The following is a 14,727-nucleotide window of genomic DNA, read 5'->3' on the forward strand; positions in this document are numbered from 1 at the left end:
CCTGGTGCAGCAGCACGATCGTTCCCGCGCCCGTCGGAACGTCGATCTCGCGGAGCTCGCCGGTCTCGGCCGGCACGGTGCCGACCGCGGGGATCCACAGGGTGCGCGGCGCGCGCACGCGAACGCCCAGCACGATCACGCCGGTGTCGAGACGTCGCCGGGTGCTGAGCAGTGCTGCTCGCAGCCAGCCGTCGCCCTCGTCGTCGACCCTCGTGACCGCCCGAACGGCCAGGAACCCGAGCAGTCCGCCGCCCACGATCACCAGGTATGAGCGGAACACGACGATCGCGATCACCCACACGAAGCCGAGCAGCGCGAAGATCGCGACGGTGCTGGTGGAGATCGACCCGAACGACTTCCGCTCTCTCGTCTGGCCACCGAGGATCCCGGTCCGTGGCTCCTCGAAGGCGAGCGTCGCTGCTGCCCCGCTCCCCGTCAGGCTCCGCAGCCACCGGTTCCTCGTCTCTGCCGCTTCCTTCTTCATCTTCTGCGCCACCGTCGCGGCCATCACCGCCGCGGCCGCGACGGGTCCGCCGGCGGCGGATGCGCCACCCGCGCTCGAGGCGCCAGCCGACGCGCTCGCCCCACCGCCTGCTGCCTTCGACGCGGCCCCCGCTCCCCCGGCGCCGGATCCTCCGGCACCAGCACCGGGTGCACCCACCTTCGGTGCTCCCGGTCCACCAGGCGCGCCGCCTCCCGGGCCGCCTCCAGCGCCCCGGCCAGCCGATCCGCCCGGCGCCGGCCCAGCGCCCGGCCCGCCGACAGTCGGCTCCGCCTGGCGACCGCGGCCTGGACCCTGGGTCGCCGCCGGCGACGACGCGCCCGGGCCGGACGACGTCTCCTCCTGCGGCGCGCGCTGGGACTGCTTGACCTTCATCCGGTCCGCCGGCGACCGTCCAGGGGCACCGCTCCCCCGCGACGCTGAGTGCGGCGCGGGCGGTCCGCCGGCGAAGTCCGGCGGGACCAGCTTTGCTGACGATCGCGGGCGCCAGCAGCGGCGCGATCGCCAACATGAAGGTGCTCACGACCACGTACAGGCTCGTCTTGAACAGGTCATCGTCGAGGCCGTCACTGACGGCAGCCCACGTCGACCAGTACGCGAGGTTCACCGCGAACGGCATGAGCCAGATCCCGACCAGGAGCGCCGCGAGCGCCCCGAGGACCTTGCGCCACGGCGGGTACAGCCAGAACGCGATCGCGACCGGCACGAGGAGGCCGAAGAAGTTCGCGCCCCACTGCGCGAACGTCATCTCCACGAGCACGATGAACCCGAAGAAGGCGGCGAATCCGAACATCAGCATCGCCACCAGGCCACCGCCGACGGCCGCGAAGAAACCGCCGTCGTGGGGCACGTTGCCCATCAGCCTTGATGAACGACTCCGCCGCAGATCCCGCCTTGTCGTTGCCCTCCTTGCCCAGTGAGCGGGCCAGGCCGGCGAACATGCCCTGCGTGACCATCATGATGGCTGGCGCCATGCCCATCGCGGGCACCGCCCACGGCAGACGTCCCAGGACCTCGCGGGCGAGTGTCACTCCCGACACCGAGGTGTCGGGACCGCCGATCTTGGCAGCGATGAAGATCAGCATGAACGCGAGCACGATCAGGCCCAGAGCGAAGGTGACGGCGTACTGCTTGGCCCACCAGTCCATGTCGTAACCGGGCTTGGCGACGTGGCTGGTGGCGTCGGTGATCTTGTCCATGATCCAGACCGTTGCCTCGGCGGCGGACTTCGCCCACTCCTCGGCCATGTTCGACGGGCTGAACGATGCGATCGAGTCGATGGCCTGCGCTAGTGCGTCGAGGCTCTCCTTGAGCCCCTTCAGCGGCGCCGACACCGTGTCCGCGACGCCCCCGGTCACGTCGTCGACCTTGTTGCAGACGCTTTGAACACCAGCCTTCTCGCAGGCCGCGTTCTTGATGTCGCCCGCCTTGTCGCCGACCTCGTCGACGCCGTCCTTGACGCACTTGACGGGACTGCTGATGCAGTCGCCTAGGTCGGCTCGCGGGCGCGGGCCGGCTTCCGGTGCCGCCTGCGCGGATCCAGGGCCTGCGGCGAGCAGCGAGACGATCAGCGCCAGCGCCGCGATCACCCTGCTCATGCGCCCGGCTCCTTGCCGAGCAGGTCGGTGGGCCACGCCTCGCTGTAGCCCTTGAACAGCAGCCACCCGCCGTCACCGAACAGGTCGGCTCGCTCCTGCAGGCTCACGTTGGGCCGCAGCAGGTCCTTGGGGGTCGGGACGTCCTTCTCCGGCCATTCCCACTTGTCGTCGACGGCGAGACGCCAGTCGTTGGCCGCCCACTTCCAGCGAAGCGGGTACACGTTCCACTTCACCCTCAGGTTGTCGATGTGGGTGGGCGAGCCGATCCCTTCGATGCACGGTGCCCAGGTCAGCACCCACACGTCGGTCGGGGGCGTCGGGATCGGCGCGTCGCTGTTGTTGGTCTGTAGCGCGTCGCCGCGCATCGTCCGGTACATGCCGTACTGCGGCAGGCACTCGTTGTAGAACCGGTCTCCCGGCTCCCCGTCGAGTGGCTGGCCGTTGCCATCGAGGCCGTCGCGCGCTTGCGCCGCGGCGATCACCTCGTCGATGTCGGAGGCCTTGTCATAGCCGAACTCCTTCTGCACCGCGGCGCGGTCGGGGGCAGCAGGCTCGTAGCCGGCGGTGCGGGTCGCTTCCAGGCTCGCTGCGGACGCCTCGACGGCACCGGCGAGGGTCTGGGGGAAGCCCCGCGGGACCCCGCCCACCTCTCGGGTGGCCAGGTCGAACGTCGCGGTCGCGTCGCCGACCGCTAGGCCCTTGGGCAGCGGTGCCGGACCCGGGTCTGCGGTCGTTGGCTTGTCGTCGCCACCGGTCAGGACGGTGACCGCGACCACGAAGGCCACGACGAGGGCGAGGAGCGCCAGGAGTAGCCCTCCCCTGCGCCGCTTCGGTGGGCCGGCCACGGTCTCCTGGCCGGTCTGTGTTGTGGTTGCCATCGCTGCGTTTCCCTTGCCGTGTTGGGTCGGATCGGAGGGTTCGAGGCCGTCAGGCTGGTGACGAGCGCGGCCACGAGCGGGCCACCCACGACCATCACGATCGCCCGCAGGTCCCACTGCACGACGGTCGCCAGGCTGAGCGGGCGAGCCAGGACGTAGGTGCCGGCGCCGGGCGTCGTGGCGCCCGTACGCCGACACGACGAGCCCCGCGAAGACCGCGGCGATCACGGTCGCTGTCATCGCCGCACCCTCTCGCCCCACATGGTCGCGGGGCTCATCAGAACCCCACGAACACGAGGTAGATCGCGGGAACCATCGCGACGCCGACGATCGCGCCACCGTTCCAGATCAGGTCGGTGCGCACGTCGTCGAGGTCGGAGCCGTACTTGCCCTTCTTGGCCTTCGCGAACTTCGTGATGTTGATGATCAGCTGCGCACCGAGGTAGCAGAACGCCAGCGCCCAGATCAGCCCGAGGATCTTGCCGACCCGGGACTGCAGCAGGTCGGTGAACGGCCCGAAGTTCGGGCTGACGCCTTGGAAGGGGTTGTACTTCTCCGCCTCGATGATCAGCGGCAGGGTCGACAGCAGGTCGTGCATCAGTGGGTCTCCTCGATGTGTGGGCTAGCCGGTGCGGGATGGTCCAGACGCGACGCCACCGCGGCGGCCGCCCGGAGGTAGGCACGCTGCGTGGCCTTCGCGAGCGCGGAGTAGCGGATCTGGTCCGCTCCCAGCGCGGGGTCGTTGGGAATGACGACGACGTCGCGGCGTTCGGTTCCGAACTCCCGCTGCAGGCTCGGCGCTGTAGGCGAGGTTCGCGGGGTCCGCCTCGGAGACGATGACGACGGCGTTCTGGACCAGGTGGGCCGAACGCTGGTCGCGCGCGCGGAGCCCCTGCAGCATCTCCCGCGCGGCCTCCGCGTGGTCGCGCCGATTCACCATCGGGACCACGAGGACGTCGGCTCGGTCGATCATCCGCGTCCAGTTGGGAGCGGTCTCCTCGTTCCCGGAGTCGACGAACGTCAGGCGGTAGTACTTCGTCACCACGCGCCAGATCGCGTCGAAGTCTTGCTCGGTGATCCGTTGCTGGTTCGGCAGCAGGTGCGCCGCCGAGGGCAGCACGTCGTAGCGGTCCTCGCTCTGGTGGTGCACGAACCGGGCGAGGTCGGCGACCCGCGCGTCGGTGTGCAGCAGGCTCTTCGGCCCGCGGTAGCAGGTCGAGGACCGTCGCCTGGTGGCGAGCCTGCTCGGTGCGCCAGCCCAGGGAGCCGCGGGTGGTGTTGTTGCACCAGGCGAGCACGCCGGACCCGCCGCGGCGTGCGAACAGCGCGGACAGCGCGATCGTCGTGGGCGACTTCGACGCCCCGCCCTTCGGGTTCGCCACGGCGATCGTGCGTGGACCGACCCACAGTCGGCTGATCTCTCGGCCGTCGGCTTGCTCGGCGCGCGCGGCCTCGTCGAGTCTCGTCGCCGATCCCGAGCTTCGCGAGGAACCTCCGCCAGCCTCCGGCCGGCGGTGCGTCGGTCTCCTGCTGGGTCAGGAACGACCGTGAGAGCGGCGCGACCTCCGGGGCGCCGCTCGGCGGTGCGGGCGGTCCCGCACCATCCAGGCCGGCCGTCTGGCCGGCGGCTTGGTTGGCGCCGCGGGCCGCTGCCCTGTTGGCCGCCGCTCTGGCCTGCGCCACCCACAGATCGGGAAGGCTCCGCGCCCGCCTCCTCCTGAGGAGCCGCCGGAGGCGGGACGCTCGCCTCCTCCTGCACCGGCGGCCCGGACGGCTCAGCCGACGAGTCCGGTTCCGGCTCCGCTGCAGCGTGCTGCGGCGGGGCAAGCCCGCGCTGGGTGAACTGGCGACCGCTGATGAGGTCTTCGGGCTCCACGAGAAAGCACTCCCTGTCAGGTCCGAGAGCGGGGCAAATGCCCCCTCTAACAGTGTGTGTCAGACCAGTGTCACAGACACCGCCGACTCTTCGATATCGCGTTCTTCCCCGATCTGGCGTTGCCAGACCTTCGAAGCACACCCTACTCTCTCTATAGCCTATCGTCCACGATGTACCCGTTACTATCTATTCCGACCAATGTCTAGTCACGAATGCGGGTTGATATGCACACCGAGCCCGAAGTACGGCACCCTGAGCGCGTGCCGCGCTCCGTCATCACCACCTGGCAGCCCGAGTCGCTACGTGAGCGGCTGGCGGCCCGCGGATGGAGCATCGGTCAGTTCGCGATAGCGATGGACACCACCGTCGCCGCGGTCAATAACTGGCTCTACGGGGGCGCCCCGTCGCCTGGGACGCTGCGTCGCATCGCCGCGACCCTCGAGGTCGACACCACCGACCTCGCGCCGATGAGCACGGAGCCCACTCTCCACGAGTACCGCTGGCACGCCGGCCTCACCGCCGCCGAGCCTGGCGGAGCGGATCGGCCTGTCTGCTAACCGGACCAGCGTCATCCTCCGAGGTGAGGGCCGCATTAGCGCCCCTGACGCTTGGGCGGCCGCGCTCGGCTTGTCACCAGATGTGGTAATCGCCGCCTGGGAGGCCACCCGCCGCCAGGCAATGCCGTCGTAGGCCCTGTCAATCCCTGCCTACACTTCATCGACTTCCACTCTCGGGAAAGACGCTCATCGTGGCCAAGAAGGCTCGCCGCGGCCGCCACCTTCCTCCTGTTGGCCCCGCTCATCTTCATCGTCGTCGTCGCCTCGAACCCGATGACGAACGCCTGCCAGCCCAGCGCAGCGAACATGCCCGGTCTCCCGACCACGCCGGCCACGGGCACCGTCACCGTCGCGCACGCCAACATCAAGGTGAACCTCTCGCTGCCGGCCTACCGCGCCGACCTCGCCACGGTCGTCGAGGACCGCCCCGACTTCGTCACCCTCAACGAGATCTCCAACCGCAGCAACGCAGGCTCTCGCGCCGGCCGGGTACGCCGCCCACCGCGATCCCCGGCCGGCCGACCTCAGCCGCGGTGCCGCTGGCCAGGCCATGTCCACCGCCGTCCTGTGGCGCACCGACACCTGGAACAAGATCGCCGGCGGCCGCGTCCTCCTGGTGCCCTCCGGCCCCCAGAAGTGGGACGCGGGACGCTCCGCGACATGGGCCACCCTGCAGAACCGCGATGGCGGCGTGGTCTCTGTGGTCTCGGTGCACATGATGGTCAACCCGAAGGCCAGCGCTGCTCGCCAAGCCATCTACCGCGCCGCGATGGACAAAGCTCAGCGCCCTGGTCGGCACCCTCGCCAAAGACGGACTGGTCTTCGTCGCCGGCGACTTCAACGCACAGTGGTCCTCCAACGACTCCTGGGGTCCACGGCGGATGCTCCGCCCCGCCGGTCTGCTCACCACCATGGACGTCTTCGGCAAGCAGACCACCCACGACGGCGGCGGCGTCATCGACTACCTGTTCTTCCAGGGCGCGCAGGTCAACGCCACGCGCCAGTGGCTGCGCGAGCCTGAACTCCGACCACAAGATGCTGGCCGGCACCTTCGACATCAAGGCCCAGGACCCCGCGGCGACGACGTCGACGACCACCGCCGCACCCATCAGCCTCGCCTCCGGCACCACCGTCGCGGACCTCAACGCCCAGCAGACCCGCAACGCAGCGGCGATCGTTGCCGAGGGCACCGCCCGCCGGATCCCGTCCCAGGGCATCGTCGTGGCGCTCGCGACCGCCAGCCAGGAATCGAACTTCCGCAACTACGCCAACGACGGGCGCGGCGGTGACCTGGCGCCCGAGCAGCGCGGCATCGCCCGCTCCCTGAGCCTTCCCCACGAGGCCGTCGGCACCGATCACGGCTCCCTCGGCATCATGCAGCAGCAGTGGCCGTGGTGGGGCACGATGGAAGAGGCTGATGAGCCCCCGCACCGCGGCGGGCAAGTTCTACGAGGCTCTGCAGAAGGTCGACGGCTGGCAGACCAAGTCCGTCGCCGCGGCCGCCCAGGCCGTGCAGCGCTCCGCGTTCCCCGACGCCTACGCCGACGACGAGCCCCGGGCACGGCAGATCCTCGCCAACCTCGATCCCGAGGCCGCGCTGCAACTGGTCTCGGCCGCCACCGGCGGCGACTGCACCACCCCCGCCGGCGGCGACACGCAGTGCGCGCCAACCCAGTCCCCCGCCGAGGAGGGCCTGACTCCTGACGCGCTGCTCGTCCTGCGGTGCGTGAACTCCACGTTCGGCGAGCACACCTACGGAGGCGTCGGAAACCGCGCCTCCAACCCCGGCTCGGACCACCCCAGCGGCCGCGCCGTCGACGTCATGATCAACGACTGGTCGACCCCGAAGGGCATCGCTGCCGGCGACGCGATCGCCGCCTGGCTCACCCAGCACTACCGGGAGCTCGGCATCACCTACGTCATCTGGCGCGCCCGGATCTGGAACCCCGGTTCGGGCTGGCGGCCCTACCGCCACCCCTCGGGCGCCACCGACCCCACTTCGCTCCACATGGACCACGTGCACGCCTCCGTCAAGGGCAACGCCGGAACCGGCTTCGCCCTCGCCGCAAGCGGCCGCATCGTCGTCCCGCTCCCGGCCGGCACCTACACCGACCTGCACAACTACGGACGCTCCGGCACACACTGGTCCAGCACCCACACCGGCACCGACCTGTCCTCGCCCTGCGGGACGCCGGTGTCCGCGGCCACCGACGGCACCGTTGAGATCACCCATCCCGCCTGGGCCGGGCGCTGGCTGCTCACCATCAGCACCGGCACGGGTCAGGCTCTCGACGTCCTACGCGCACATGAGCGCCCTCAACGTCCGTGCCGGACAGCAAGTCCGTGCCGGACGAACTCGTCGGTCGCGTCGGTTCGGAGGGCAACTCCACCGGCTGTCACCTCCACCTCGAGGTCCGGCCCAACGGCAAGGACACCGTCGACCCGTCACCCTGGCTCGCCGAGCGTGCCCGATGACCACCCAGCCACCCACCGGAGGATCCACCGTGACCACCTGGACCAAGATCATCTGGGCGCTGGTCGCCGTCGTCATCGCCTTCACGCTCGTCCAAGTTTGCTCACCCGTGGCCACGAAGCGGCCGACGCTCCCGCGACCGCCCCGAGCCCCTCGTCATCGGAGACGGCAGGCGACAACCCCTCCCCCGCCGTCTCAGGCGCGGTCGGCGACCCCGCGCACGGCGAGGATCCCGCCGCTCTGCCGAGCGGTGTCGGCGCCTCGACCTGGCAGGCCACGGCTCGATCCTTCGCGGCCGCGTTCACGAACACCGACGGCGGCAAGGACGCCTGGCGCGCCCGGCTGCGCACCTTGGTGGCGCCCTCGCTCGACGAGGCCTACGCCGAGACCGACCTCTCGCTCGTACCGACCGCCACGTTCCTCCGGATCCTGGGCGGTCGAAGCGTGCCGAGCGAGGAGCCGACCTACTCGACACTCGCGGTCTACACCGGTGGCCTCCAGACTCGATCTCACTCTCTCCCAGGACCCCACCACCCACCGCTGGGTGGTCGTCACCGTCGTACCGAAGGAGACCTCATGACCGCCCTGCGATGGATGCTTCGCCACTGGTTCCTGAGCCTGTGGCTCATCGTGACGCTCGTCGGCACCGCCGCCATCTTCGCCTGGGCGGCCGCCGACGTGCTGAGCCACCATGCCGAGTGCGCCACCCGGCACGCCGCCACGTGCCCGCCCGGGGGCCAAGACCAGGGCCCAGGCCGATGAACGCCTCCCAGCCTGACCAGAGTGATCGCGGTCGTCCGTCCGGACGGCTCGGCCACCATCACCCTCGGGGAGCACGTCCACGAGGTGCCGACCACCGACCCGACCGAAGCCATCGACACCGTGTTGTCGCTGGTCTCCGCCGAGGCGCGGATCACCGCGCGCCCGCTCGAGTCTGCAGGCCCAGCAAGGCAACGGCGCCGTCACCACCCTGTACGTCGACGTGGACGGCACAGTCGTCGAGGACCGCGCACTTCTGACCGCGCCTGCTCCAGACGTCCCGGCACCGCGCCGCGCCCGGCGGCGTGACCGGAGAGCCGCCGCGGCGAGTGCCGAAACCGGCCAGGTCGACCACGTCGACGCCGTCGATCACGTCGACGCCCACGACCTCGAGGACGCCGGCGCGGCCGATTCCAGGCTGGAATCGGGCGCCTGACGACCAGGTCGCTCCCCCCGCAGACGACTGGCCAACCGGGGCCGATGCGGCCGGTCCGGAGCCCTCGGACAACCGCTCGCCCTCCGACAGGCGCCGTCCCACCATCGTTCTTGCTGGCGTCGCCGTCATCGCCCTCCTGGCCGCGGGCGGTGCTGCCGCGCTCACGGCAGGGCGCAGTGACGACCCGGACGCCCCCAACCGGCCCGCAGCGTCCACCAGGCTCGCCCCTGGACGCAACGACCGCGGCGCCCACGCCGACCCCAACGGCGGTCGTCCTCGCAGCCCCGCCCAAGGTCGGCGTCAAGGCACCGCGACCGGGCCGGCTGGTCATGACGATCGCCGGCATTCCCGCCGGCCGCGCCATCGTCCTCACGATCGACCCGCGTCGCGGGCCCGCCCGTACGGTCCGCCTGCTCGCATCAGGCTCGGCCGACCGTCCATGCCGTCGCCGGCCTGCCGGCCGGCCGCGCACGGTGGACCGTTCGCGTCGCCGGCTACCGCACCGCGCAGGGCATCGCGCGGGTCCTCGCGCCCCCTCCCCCGGCGCCGCCGGCCGTCTCCAGCCCGGAGCCGGCCGCCCCGCCCACCTATGACCCCCCGCCCGCCACGTCGAAGCCGCCCAAAAGGGCGGCCGCGGCGGTGGCGGCGGCGGTGGCACCAGCCCCGTCGATCCCTCGACCGTGCAGACCGCTCCCGTCGGCTGAGCAACCGGTCACCCATCTCTCGGAAGGAACCCGTCATGACACCACGCAACGACCGGCCCCGCTCTCGCCCGCGGCGCGGACTTCACCGCACGCTCGTCGCCCTCCTGGCCACGGTGCTGCTCGCCGGCCTCACCACGGTGCTCACACCGACACCGGCGCACGCCGTGTCGCGGTGGGCCGGCTACTCGATCAAGGCCGGCCGGACCGCTGATGACAAGCTGGATCGGGGGCTACAAGGCTCAACTCGACCCGGCTGTACCAGTACCAGCCGAACGCCCTGCGCAACACCAAGGGCTACCGCGCCGGGATCACCGTCGTCGGCCGGCGGCTGAACACCCGGACCACGCCGGCCGAGGTCCAGCGTGCGGCGTACGTGCTGTCGCGGTACGGCGCCTACTCGAGCTCGGCGCAGGCCGCCGCGGTCGACGCCGCGACCTACCACTACCTGTGGGGCGGGACTCTGGCCTGGACCGGCAAGCGCGGCGCGCAGCGGATCCGGCAGACCGGCTCCCACGCCGCCCAGGTCCGCTCCCTGACCCGGCAGATGATCGCGACCGCGAACATCCACGCCGGCCCGGTCCGGGTCGGCGTCAGCGCCCCGGCCACGACCGTCGGCGGGTACGTCACCGTCACGGTGACGGTCGTCGACGGCGGCGGCTACCGACAGGCACGTGCGAAGGTCCGCGCGACCTTCCGGGGCAAGAGCATGGACGGCACGACCGACTCCCGCGGCCAGGCCCGCTTCCAGTTCCCCGCCGGCGCCGGCGGGACCGCCACCGTGACCGGCGCCGCTCTCGGCGTGCCGTCGCACTACCTCCAGGTCAAGCGCGCCAGGTCCTCGCGGCAGGCGAACGCGATCATCGCCGGCCGCAAGACTCAACGTCGCCCGGTCGACCACGGTGCGGATCTCGGGCAACCAGGCGTTGGCGATCGCCTCGACGGCATCGATCGTGACCAACCGGCAGACCTCGACCGTCCGGTTCACCGTGAACGGTCTCGGCGGCTCTCAGACCGCGACGACCGACACCTTCGGCCCGTTCTCGTCTGCCTCGGCGGCCTCGTGCACCGGCACGGTGCGGGCGCGTCGTACGCAGACGATCACCGGGAACGGGACGTTCACCTCTCCGGCTGCGCCGGCGCAGCCCACGGCCGGCTACTACAAGCGGCGGGTGACCTTGTCCGGCAACAGCCTGAACAACCCGACCAGCACGTGCGGGGCGCTGTTCACCAACCGCGCCGTCGTCACCGCCACCTACCGCCGGGTCGGTGACATCAGCCGCACGCTCGGGTCGACCATCAGCGCCCGCGTCGGCCTCAGCGGCCTGCCGAACACCAACCCGGTCAGCGTCGGGATCTTCGCCTACGGACCCTTCTCGTCCTCGGCGGCCGCCACCTGCACCAGACTCGAAGCAGAGCCTGGGCGCGAGTCGTGACCTTCCGGGGCAACACCACCATCGACGCACCGGCCTGGAAGCCCACCAAGCGCGGCGTGTACGTCGTGCAGGTCAGCGTCCCCGGCACCGAGACTCACCACGAGCGCGAAGACGCCCTGTGGCGGCTCCTACGGCTCCGTCCTCATCAAGTGACCGCGACGCCGGCGGCCTGGGCACTTCCCCTGGGTCGCCGGCGACACGCCGACGCCTCGGTCATCCGGGGTTGTAACAGTTACGTCCCTCAGGATTAGGACCATGCCCCAGCCTCACCGTGGAGAACGAGTCCTTCTCGGGACCCGAGTGCCTCTGGATATGGGCGACACTGTCAAGGCCGTCGCGAAGCGCAAGGGTTTCCGCTCCGTCAGCGACTACCTGCTGTGCCTCGTCGCTGACGACGTTGAGTACGAGATCGAGGACCCCCGAAACGTCCACGATCATCCGGGTCGCCGCTGACCGGATGACCTTCGGGGCAGCGCCCCGAAAACATCAAAGGCCAGTCGCTACCACGACTGACCTTGATGTGAGAACCGAGCCTACCAACTCGGCCCCCTGCAAGCCCTCACAGATCTCACTGAGGAGGCGGCTTTGTGCTGCCCACGATAACACCCAAACCGGTATCCAGGCCGCACCTGTGTGTGCGCGATTCTGACCGGAATCACCCCGCCCCTAGGCCGGAGTCATGACCGCGGCCGCGGACGCGGCGGGTCACGCTCTCGTGCTCGCCGGCGAGCAGTGGGCCGGCCTCGCGGTGCGCCTGGCCGCCCGCGGCCGGATGCGTGTGTCCCGCAACGGCCGCGACTACGCACTACGTGGCGAGCGGTTCGTCACCGTCGAGTCGCCCAACCAGCCGGCCGCGGTGATGGTCTACGACCGCGACGGATGCGCGCCCGTGCTGTTCCTCGACCTGGACAGCCACGACCTCGGTGCCGGTGCGGTCGACCGCGACCACGCGACGATCACCACGCTCCTGCGGCGGACCGGAGCGGCATGGTTCTCCGACCGCTCCCCCAACGGCGGCCGCCACATCTACATCCCCCTCGAGACGCCCTTGCCCTACCCGGACGCCCGGGCAGTCATGGCGAGGTTCCGCGCCCTCGCGCCGACCCTCGACCCCCAGCCGATGCTTGGCCTCACCGCGGGGTGCATCCGCCCACCCGGCGCCCGTCACCGCACCGGTGGCCACCAGGCTGCTCGCGGCCGCCGCCCACGCCCCGCACGACGACGGTGCCGCCCTACTCGGCGCCGCCGTCGCGGCACTCGACGCGCCCACCACGTCGACGGCGTGGCAGCGCCTGGTCGACGAGCTCCCGGCCGCCGCCCCCTCCGAGGCCGTCACAGTCCCTCACAGCCCCGTAGAAGGCCTCCAGGGCCCCCAGGACCCCGCAGAGGCGTCCCTGGAGCCCCTGGGCCGCTTCACGGCCCCCGACGAGCGCTACCAGCACATCGCGCGGACCGGTGAGTACGACACCACCCGCTACGCCTCCCCCTCCGAGGCCCGCCAGGCCGTCATCTGGGCCTGCGTCGCCTCCGGCTGGCAGACTCGTCGACGTCGTACGCCGCACCAGCGACGGCACCTGGCCAGGCCTGGCCAGCCTTCTACGCCCGCTACCCCGCCCCCCCACCGTCACCGCGCCCTCACCCGCGACTGGCGCAACGCGATCACCCACGAAAACGCCGGCGAGAACGCGCACACTCCCAGCCTGTCCACCAAAGCACCACTAGCCCGCAAGAAACACAGCGGGGGGCACCCCCCACCCCTACGAGCCCGGGGCACACCAACCGCACCGTCCGCGAATGGACCGCGGCCGTAGACCTGCTGACCGGACCACAGACGCACATCGCCGACCGCATGGTCCTGTGGGCCCTCGCTGAAGCCGCCGCACTGACCGGCGACCTCAACGTCGAGTTCGGAAACCGCGCCCTCGCCGTGGCCACCGGCCTCGACCAGTCGACAGTCGGGCGCGCGCTCAACCGCCTCCTCGCCGAGCCCCTGGACCGCCGGCTGATCGACCGCGTCCGCGAAGCCCACGGCGTCCGCGCCCACACCTGGTCCCTCAGGATCCCGCCCCTGCTCGCACCGGCAGTGGCCGCCAAGCCGTGGCGACGCGGCCGCATCCACGCGATCCGCCCCGCTTTCCGCGAGACTCGGCCCGATCGCCGCGTTCGCCTACGCCGCACTGGAGCAACTGGACGAGCCCATCAACGGCCGAGAGCTCGCCCCGCTCGCCGGCGCCAGCGTCGCCGCGACCTACGACGCGCTCAACACGCTCGCAAAGCCTGGGGCCTCGTCGACCGCATCCCCGCAGGATGGACCCTCTCCCCCACCGCGGCCACCACCCTCCAGCAGGCTCGCCGAAGCCTGGGGCATCGTCGACCAGATCCGCGCGCAGATCGAGCGGTACCGCGCCGAGCGCCGCTCCTGGTGGATCCGCCTTGGCCTCGTCGACCGCATCCCCCGCTACCTCCGCCTCGTCCAGGACAAACCCGACATCCCGTACGCCGGCGAACCCCCGATCCCGGTCCCTCCCCCAACGGCGGCCATCCGCCGTCCGCCGAAGACCTCGTAGCTCAGGTCCTCGGTGGCACCCTGATCTCGACGAACTCCGCCTAGCGGCCACCCAGCACGAAGCAGCCCACCTGAAGGAGCACCCCGTCATGGCCAAGCAGCGTCGCCGGTCGCGCGAAGAGATCATCGCCAAACGCGCCGCGGACCGCGCCCTGACCCGGCGCCGGCCGGTGACCACATTCGTCATCGGACCCACGACTGCGCTCGAGGACCTCAGCGCCGACGTGCGCCGAACCGTGGCGGCACTCGAGGATCTCGACCACCAGGCTCAGCGAGCGAGGATGGGCGTTCTCCGAGCTCTACTCCGAGTACTACCAGACCGTGTGGACCTACAGGCCCGACCACATCCTCCTGGCGCTCATCACGCTCGCCCACTCCGCCGACGACGACGGCCCCATGACAGACACCGTCGGCCGAGCGGCCGACTTCACCTTCGGTCCGGAGGTCTTCGACCCCGCCAGCAACCATCCCGACACCGGCAGACCGTTCGACCCCGAGCACGACGACCCCGGAGAGCCTTCGAACCCGAGGCTCGTCGACTCGCAACACGGCATCTCCGCAGATGCACTTCTTCCCGAGCCTGGAACGCCGCGGACTCCTCGGGCCGGCCTGAGAAGCCCAAGCCCCCCTGACTGCCGCGCGATTCCAGCCTGGAATCGCCCCAGCCGCCGGAAGGTGATTCCAGCAGGAATCACCCCAAACTGCAGCGCCCCTCCGGGGCTCTGAACGCGGCGCCTGCGGCGCCCTGAGACTCATCGAGTTTCTTCCTCCCCGGGCTCACGATTATGAGCCGCGGCCACCTCCGCGCAACCCCCGCGCTACGCGCCGGCGCCTCCGGTCGGCGCTCGCAAGGCTCGCTTATTTCCTCCCTCCCGGCCCCGGTCCCGGGGTTGCACTCCGGCGTCCCATCGCGGCTCGTAATCGCTCTTTGCCCGGGGCGGGCGA

The 14,727-nt window shown here is 71.0% G+C and carries 16 protein-coding genes and 1 pseudogene; 11 read left to right on the forward strand and 6 right to left on the reverse strand.

Annotation, left to right across the window (positions count from 1 at the left end; all coding sequences use genetic code 11):
• From G5V59_RS35035 to G5V59_RS35055, 5 genes and pseudogenes are all read right to left on the reverse strand, one after another.
• Positions 1-877, reverse strand: a pseudogene (locus G5V59_RS35035) (hypothetical protein); the annotation flags it as partial.
• Positions 878-1,068: 191 nt separating this feature from the next.
• Entirely contained in the window at positions 1,069-2,100 is a 1,032-nt protein-coding gene (locus tag G5V59_RS35040; protein ID WP_278260389.1) for a hypothetical protein, read from the reverse strand.
• Positions 2,097-3,218, reverse strand: a complete 1,122-nt coding sequence (locus tag G5V59_RS35045) for a hypothetical protein (protein WP_278260390.1) — start codon at positions 3,216-3,218, stop codon at positions 2,097-2,099. Before G5V59_RS35045 ends, G5V59_RS35040 begins: the two co-directional genes overlap by 4 nt.
• Positions 3,219-3,255: 37 nt before the next feature.
• Positions 3,256-3,576 (reverse strand): hypothetical protein, encoded by a 321-nt coding sequence (locus G5V59_RS35050; RefSeq protein WP_278260391.1) that lies wholly within the window; start codon positions 3,574-3,576, stop codon positions 3,256-3,258.
• A 24-nt stretch (positions 3,577-3,600) separates the two neighbouring features.
• A complete protein-coding gene (locus G5V59_RS35055; RefSeq protein WP_278260392.1) occupies positions 3,601-4,854 on the reverse strand; it encodes a hypothetical protein in 1,254 nt (417 codons plus the stop codon).
• 224 nt (positions 4,855-5,078) lie between these two features.
• Here G5V59_RS35055 and G5V59_RS35060 point away from each other — a divergent pair, with 224 nt between their 5' ends.
• The 10 genes from G5V59_RS35060 to G5V59_RS35105 all read left to right on the forward strand — a co-directional run bounded on the left by G5V59_RS35060 (position 5,079) and on the right by G5V59_RS35105 (position 13,827).
• Positions 5,079-5,411 carry a helix-turn-helix transcriptional regulator gene (locus G5V59_RS35060; protein ID WP_278260393.1) on the forward strand — a complete coding sequence of 111 codons (333 nt, stop codon included), beginning with the start codon at positions 5,079-5,081 and terminating at the stop codon, positions 5,409-5,411.
• Between the two features lie 1,417 nt (positions 5,412-6,828).
• Positions 6,829-8,646, forward strand: coding sequence for a hypothetical protein (locus tag G5V59_RS35065; RefSeq protein WP_278260394.1), 1,818 nt, complete (start codon positions 6,829-6,831; stop codon positions 8,644-8,646).
• 21 nt (positions 8,647-8,667) lie between these two features.
• On the forward strand, positions 8,668-8,952 hold the full coding sequence (locus G5V59_RS35070) for a hypothetical protein (RefSeq protein ID WP_278260395.1): 285 nt from the start codon (positions 8,668-8,670) through the stop codon (positions 8,950-8,952).
• 276 nt (positions 8,953-9,228) lie between these two features.
• Complete coding sequence (locus G5V59_RS35075) at positions 9,229-9,672, forward strand: hypothetical protein (protein WP_278260396.1); 444 nt, start codon at positions 9,229-9,231, stop codon at positions 9,670-9,672.
• 146 nt (positions 9,673-9,818) lie between these two features.
• Entirely contained in the window at positions 9,819-10,115 is a 297-nt protein-coding gene (locus tag G5V59_RS35080; RefSeq protein ID WP_278260397.1) for a hypothetical protein, read from the forward strand.
• A gap of 41 nt (positions 10,116-10,156) precedes the next feature.
• A complete protein-coding gene (locus G5V59_RS35085; protein ID WP_278260398.1) occupies positions 10,157-11,053 on the forward strand; it encodes a hypothetical protein in 897 nt (298 codons plus the stop codon).
• A 159-nt stretch (positions 11,054-11,212) separates the two neighbouring features.
• The gene (locus tag G5V59_RS35090) at positions 11,213-11,467 is read left to right on the forward strand and encodes a hypothetical protein (RefSeq protein WP_278260399.1); all 255 of its coding nucleotides are present in this window, start codon (positions 11,213-11,215) and stop codon (positions 11,465-11,467) included.
• A gap of 61 nt (positions 11,468-11,528) precedes the next feature.
• Positions 11,529-11,669: a hypothetical protein gene (locus tag G5V59_RS35095; RefSeq protein WP_278260400.1), complete on the forward strand. Its 141-nt coding sequence runs from the start codon at positions 11,529-11,531 to the stop codon at positions 11,667-11,669.
• Between the two features lie 226 nt (positions 11,670-11,895).
• On the forward strand, positions 11,896-12,675 hold the full coding sequence (locus tag G5V59_RS35100) for a hypothetical protein (RefSeq protein ID WP_278260401.1): 780 nt from the start codon (positions 11,896-11,898) through the stop codon (positions 12,673-12,675).
• Between the two features lie 390 nt (positions 12,676-13,065).
• Positions 13,066-13,827 (forward strand): hypothetical protein, encoded by a 762-nt coding sequence (locus G5V59_RS35105; RefSeq protein ID WP_278260402.1) that lies wholly within the window; start codon positions 13,066-13,068, stop codon positions 13,825-13,827.
• Here G5V59_RS35105 and G5V59_RS35110 read toward each other — a convergent pair.
• Entirely contained in the window at positions 13,824-14,045 is a 222-nt protein-coding gene (locus G5V59_RS35110) for a hypothetical protein (RefSeq protein ID WP_278260403.1), read from the reverse strand. The two genes, G5V59_RS35105 and G5V59_RS35110, sit on opposite strands and share 4 nt — an antisense overlap.
• Before the next feature lie 58 nt (positions 14,046-14,103).
• Between G5V59_RS35110 and G5V59_RS35115 the strand changes: the two genes are divergently transcribed.
• The gene (locus tag G5V59_RS35115; RefSeq protein ID WP_278260404.1) at positions 14,104-14,508 is read left to right on the forward strand and encodes a hypothetical protein; all 405 of its coding nucleotides are present in this window, start codon (positions 14,104-14,106) and stop codon (positions 14,506-14,508) included.
• The last annotated feature ends 219 nt before the right edge of the window (positions 14,509-14,727 follow it).

The organism is Nocardioides convexus, from assembly GCF_011090295.1.

Excerpts from the sequence above, each read along its gene's own strand:
- G5V59_RS35040 (WP_278260389.1), bottom strand. The coding sequence starts at position 2,100 with ATGAGCAGGGTGATCGCGGCGCTGGCGCTGATCGTCTCGCTGCTCGCC.
- G5V59_RS35065 (WP_278260394.1), top strand. The coding sequence starts at position 6,829 with ATGAGCCCCCGCACCGCGGCGGGCAAGTTCTACGAGGCTCTGCAGAAG.
- G5V59_RS35100 (WP_278260401.1), top strand. The coding sequence starts at position 11,896 with ATGACCGCGGCCGCGGACGCGGCGGGTCACGCTCTCGTGCTCGCCGGC.
- G5V59_RS35050 (WP_278260391.1), bottom strand. The coding sequence starts at position 3,576 with ATGCACGACCTGCTGTCGACCCTGCCGCTGATCATCGAGGCGGAGAAG.
- G5V59_RS35080 (WP_278260397.1), top strand. The coding sequence starts at position 9,819 with ATGACACCACGCAACGACCGGCCCCGCTCTCGCCCGCGGCGCGGACTT.
- G5V59_RS35095 (WP_278260400.1), top strand. The coding sequence starts at position 11,529 with ATGGGCGACACTGTCAAGGCCGTCGCGAAGCGCAAGGGTTTCCGCTCC.
- G5V59_RS35060 (WP_278260393.1), top strand. The coding sequence starts at position 5,079 with ATGCACACCGAGCCCGAAGTACGGCACCCTGAGCGCGTGCCGCGCTCC.
- G5V59_RS35105 (WP_278260402.1), top strand. The coding sequence starts at position 13,066 with ATGGTCCTGTGGGCCCTCGCTGAAGCCGCCGCACTGACCGGCGACCTC.
- G5V59_RS35045 (WP_278260390.1), bottom strand. The coding sequence starts at position 3,218 with ATGACAGCGACCGTGATCGCCGCGGTCTTCGCGGGGCTCGTCGTGTCG.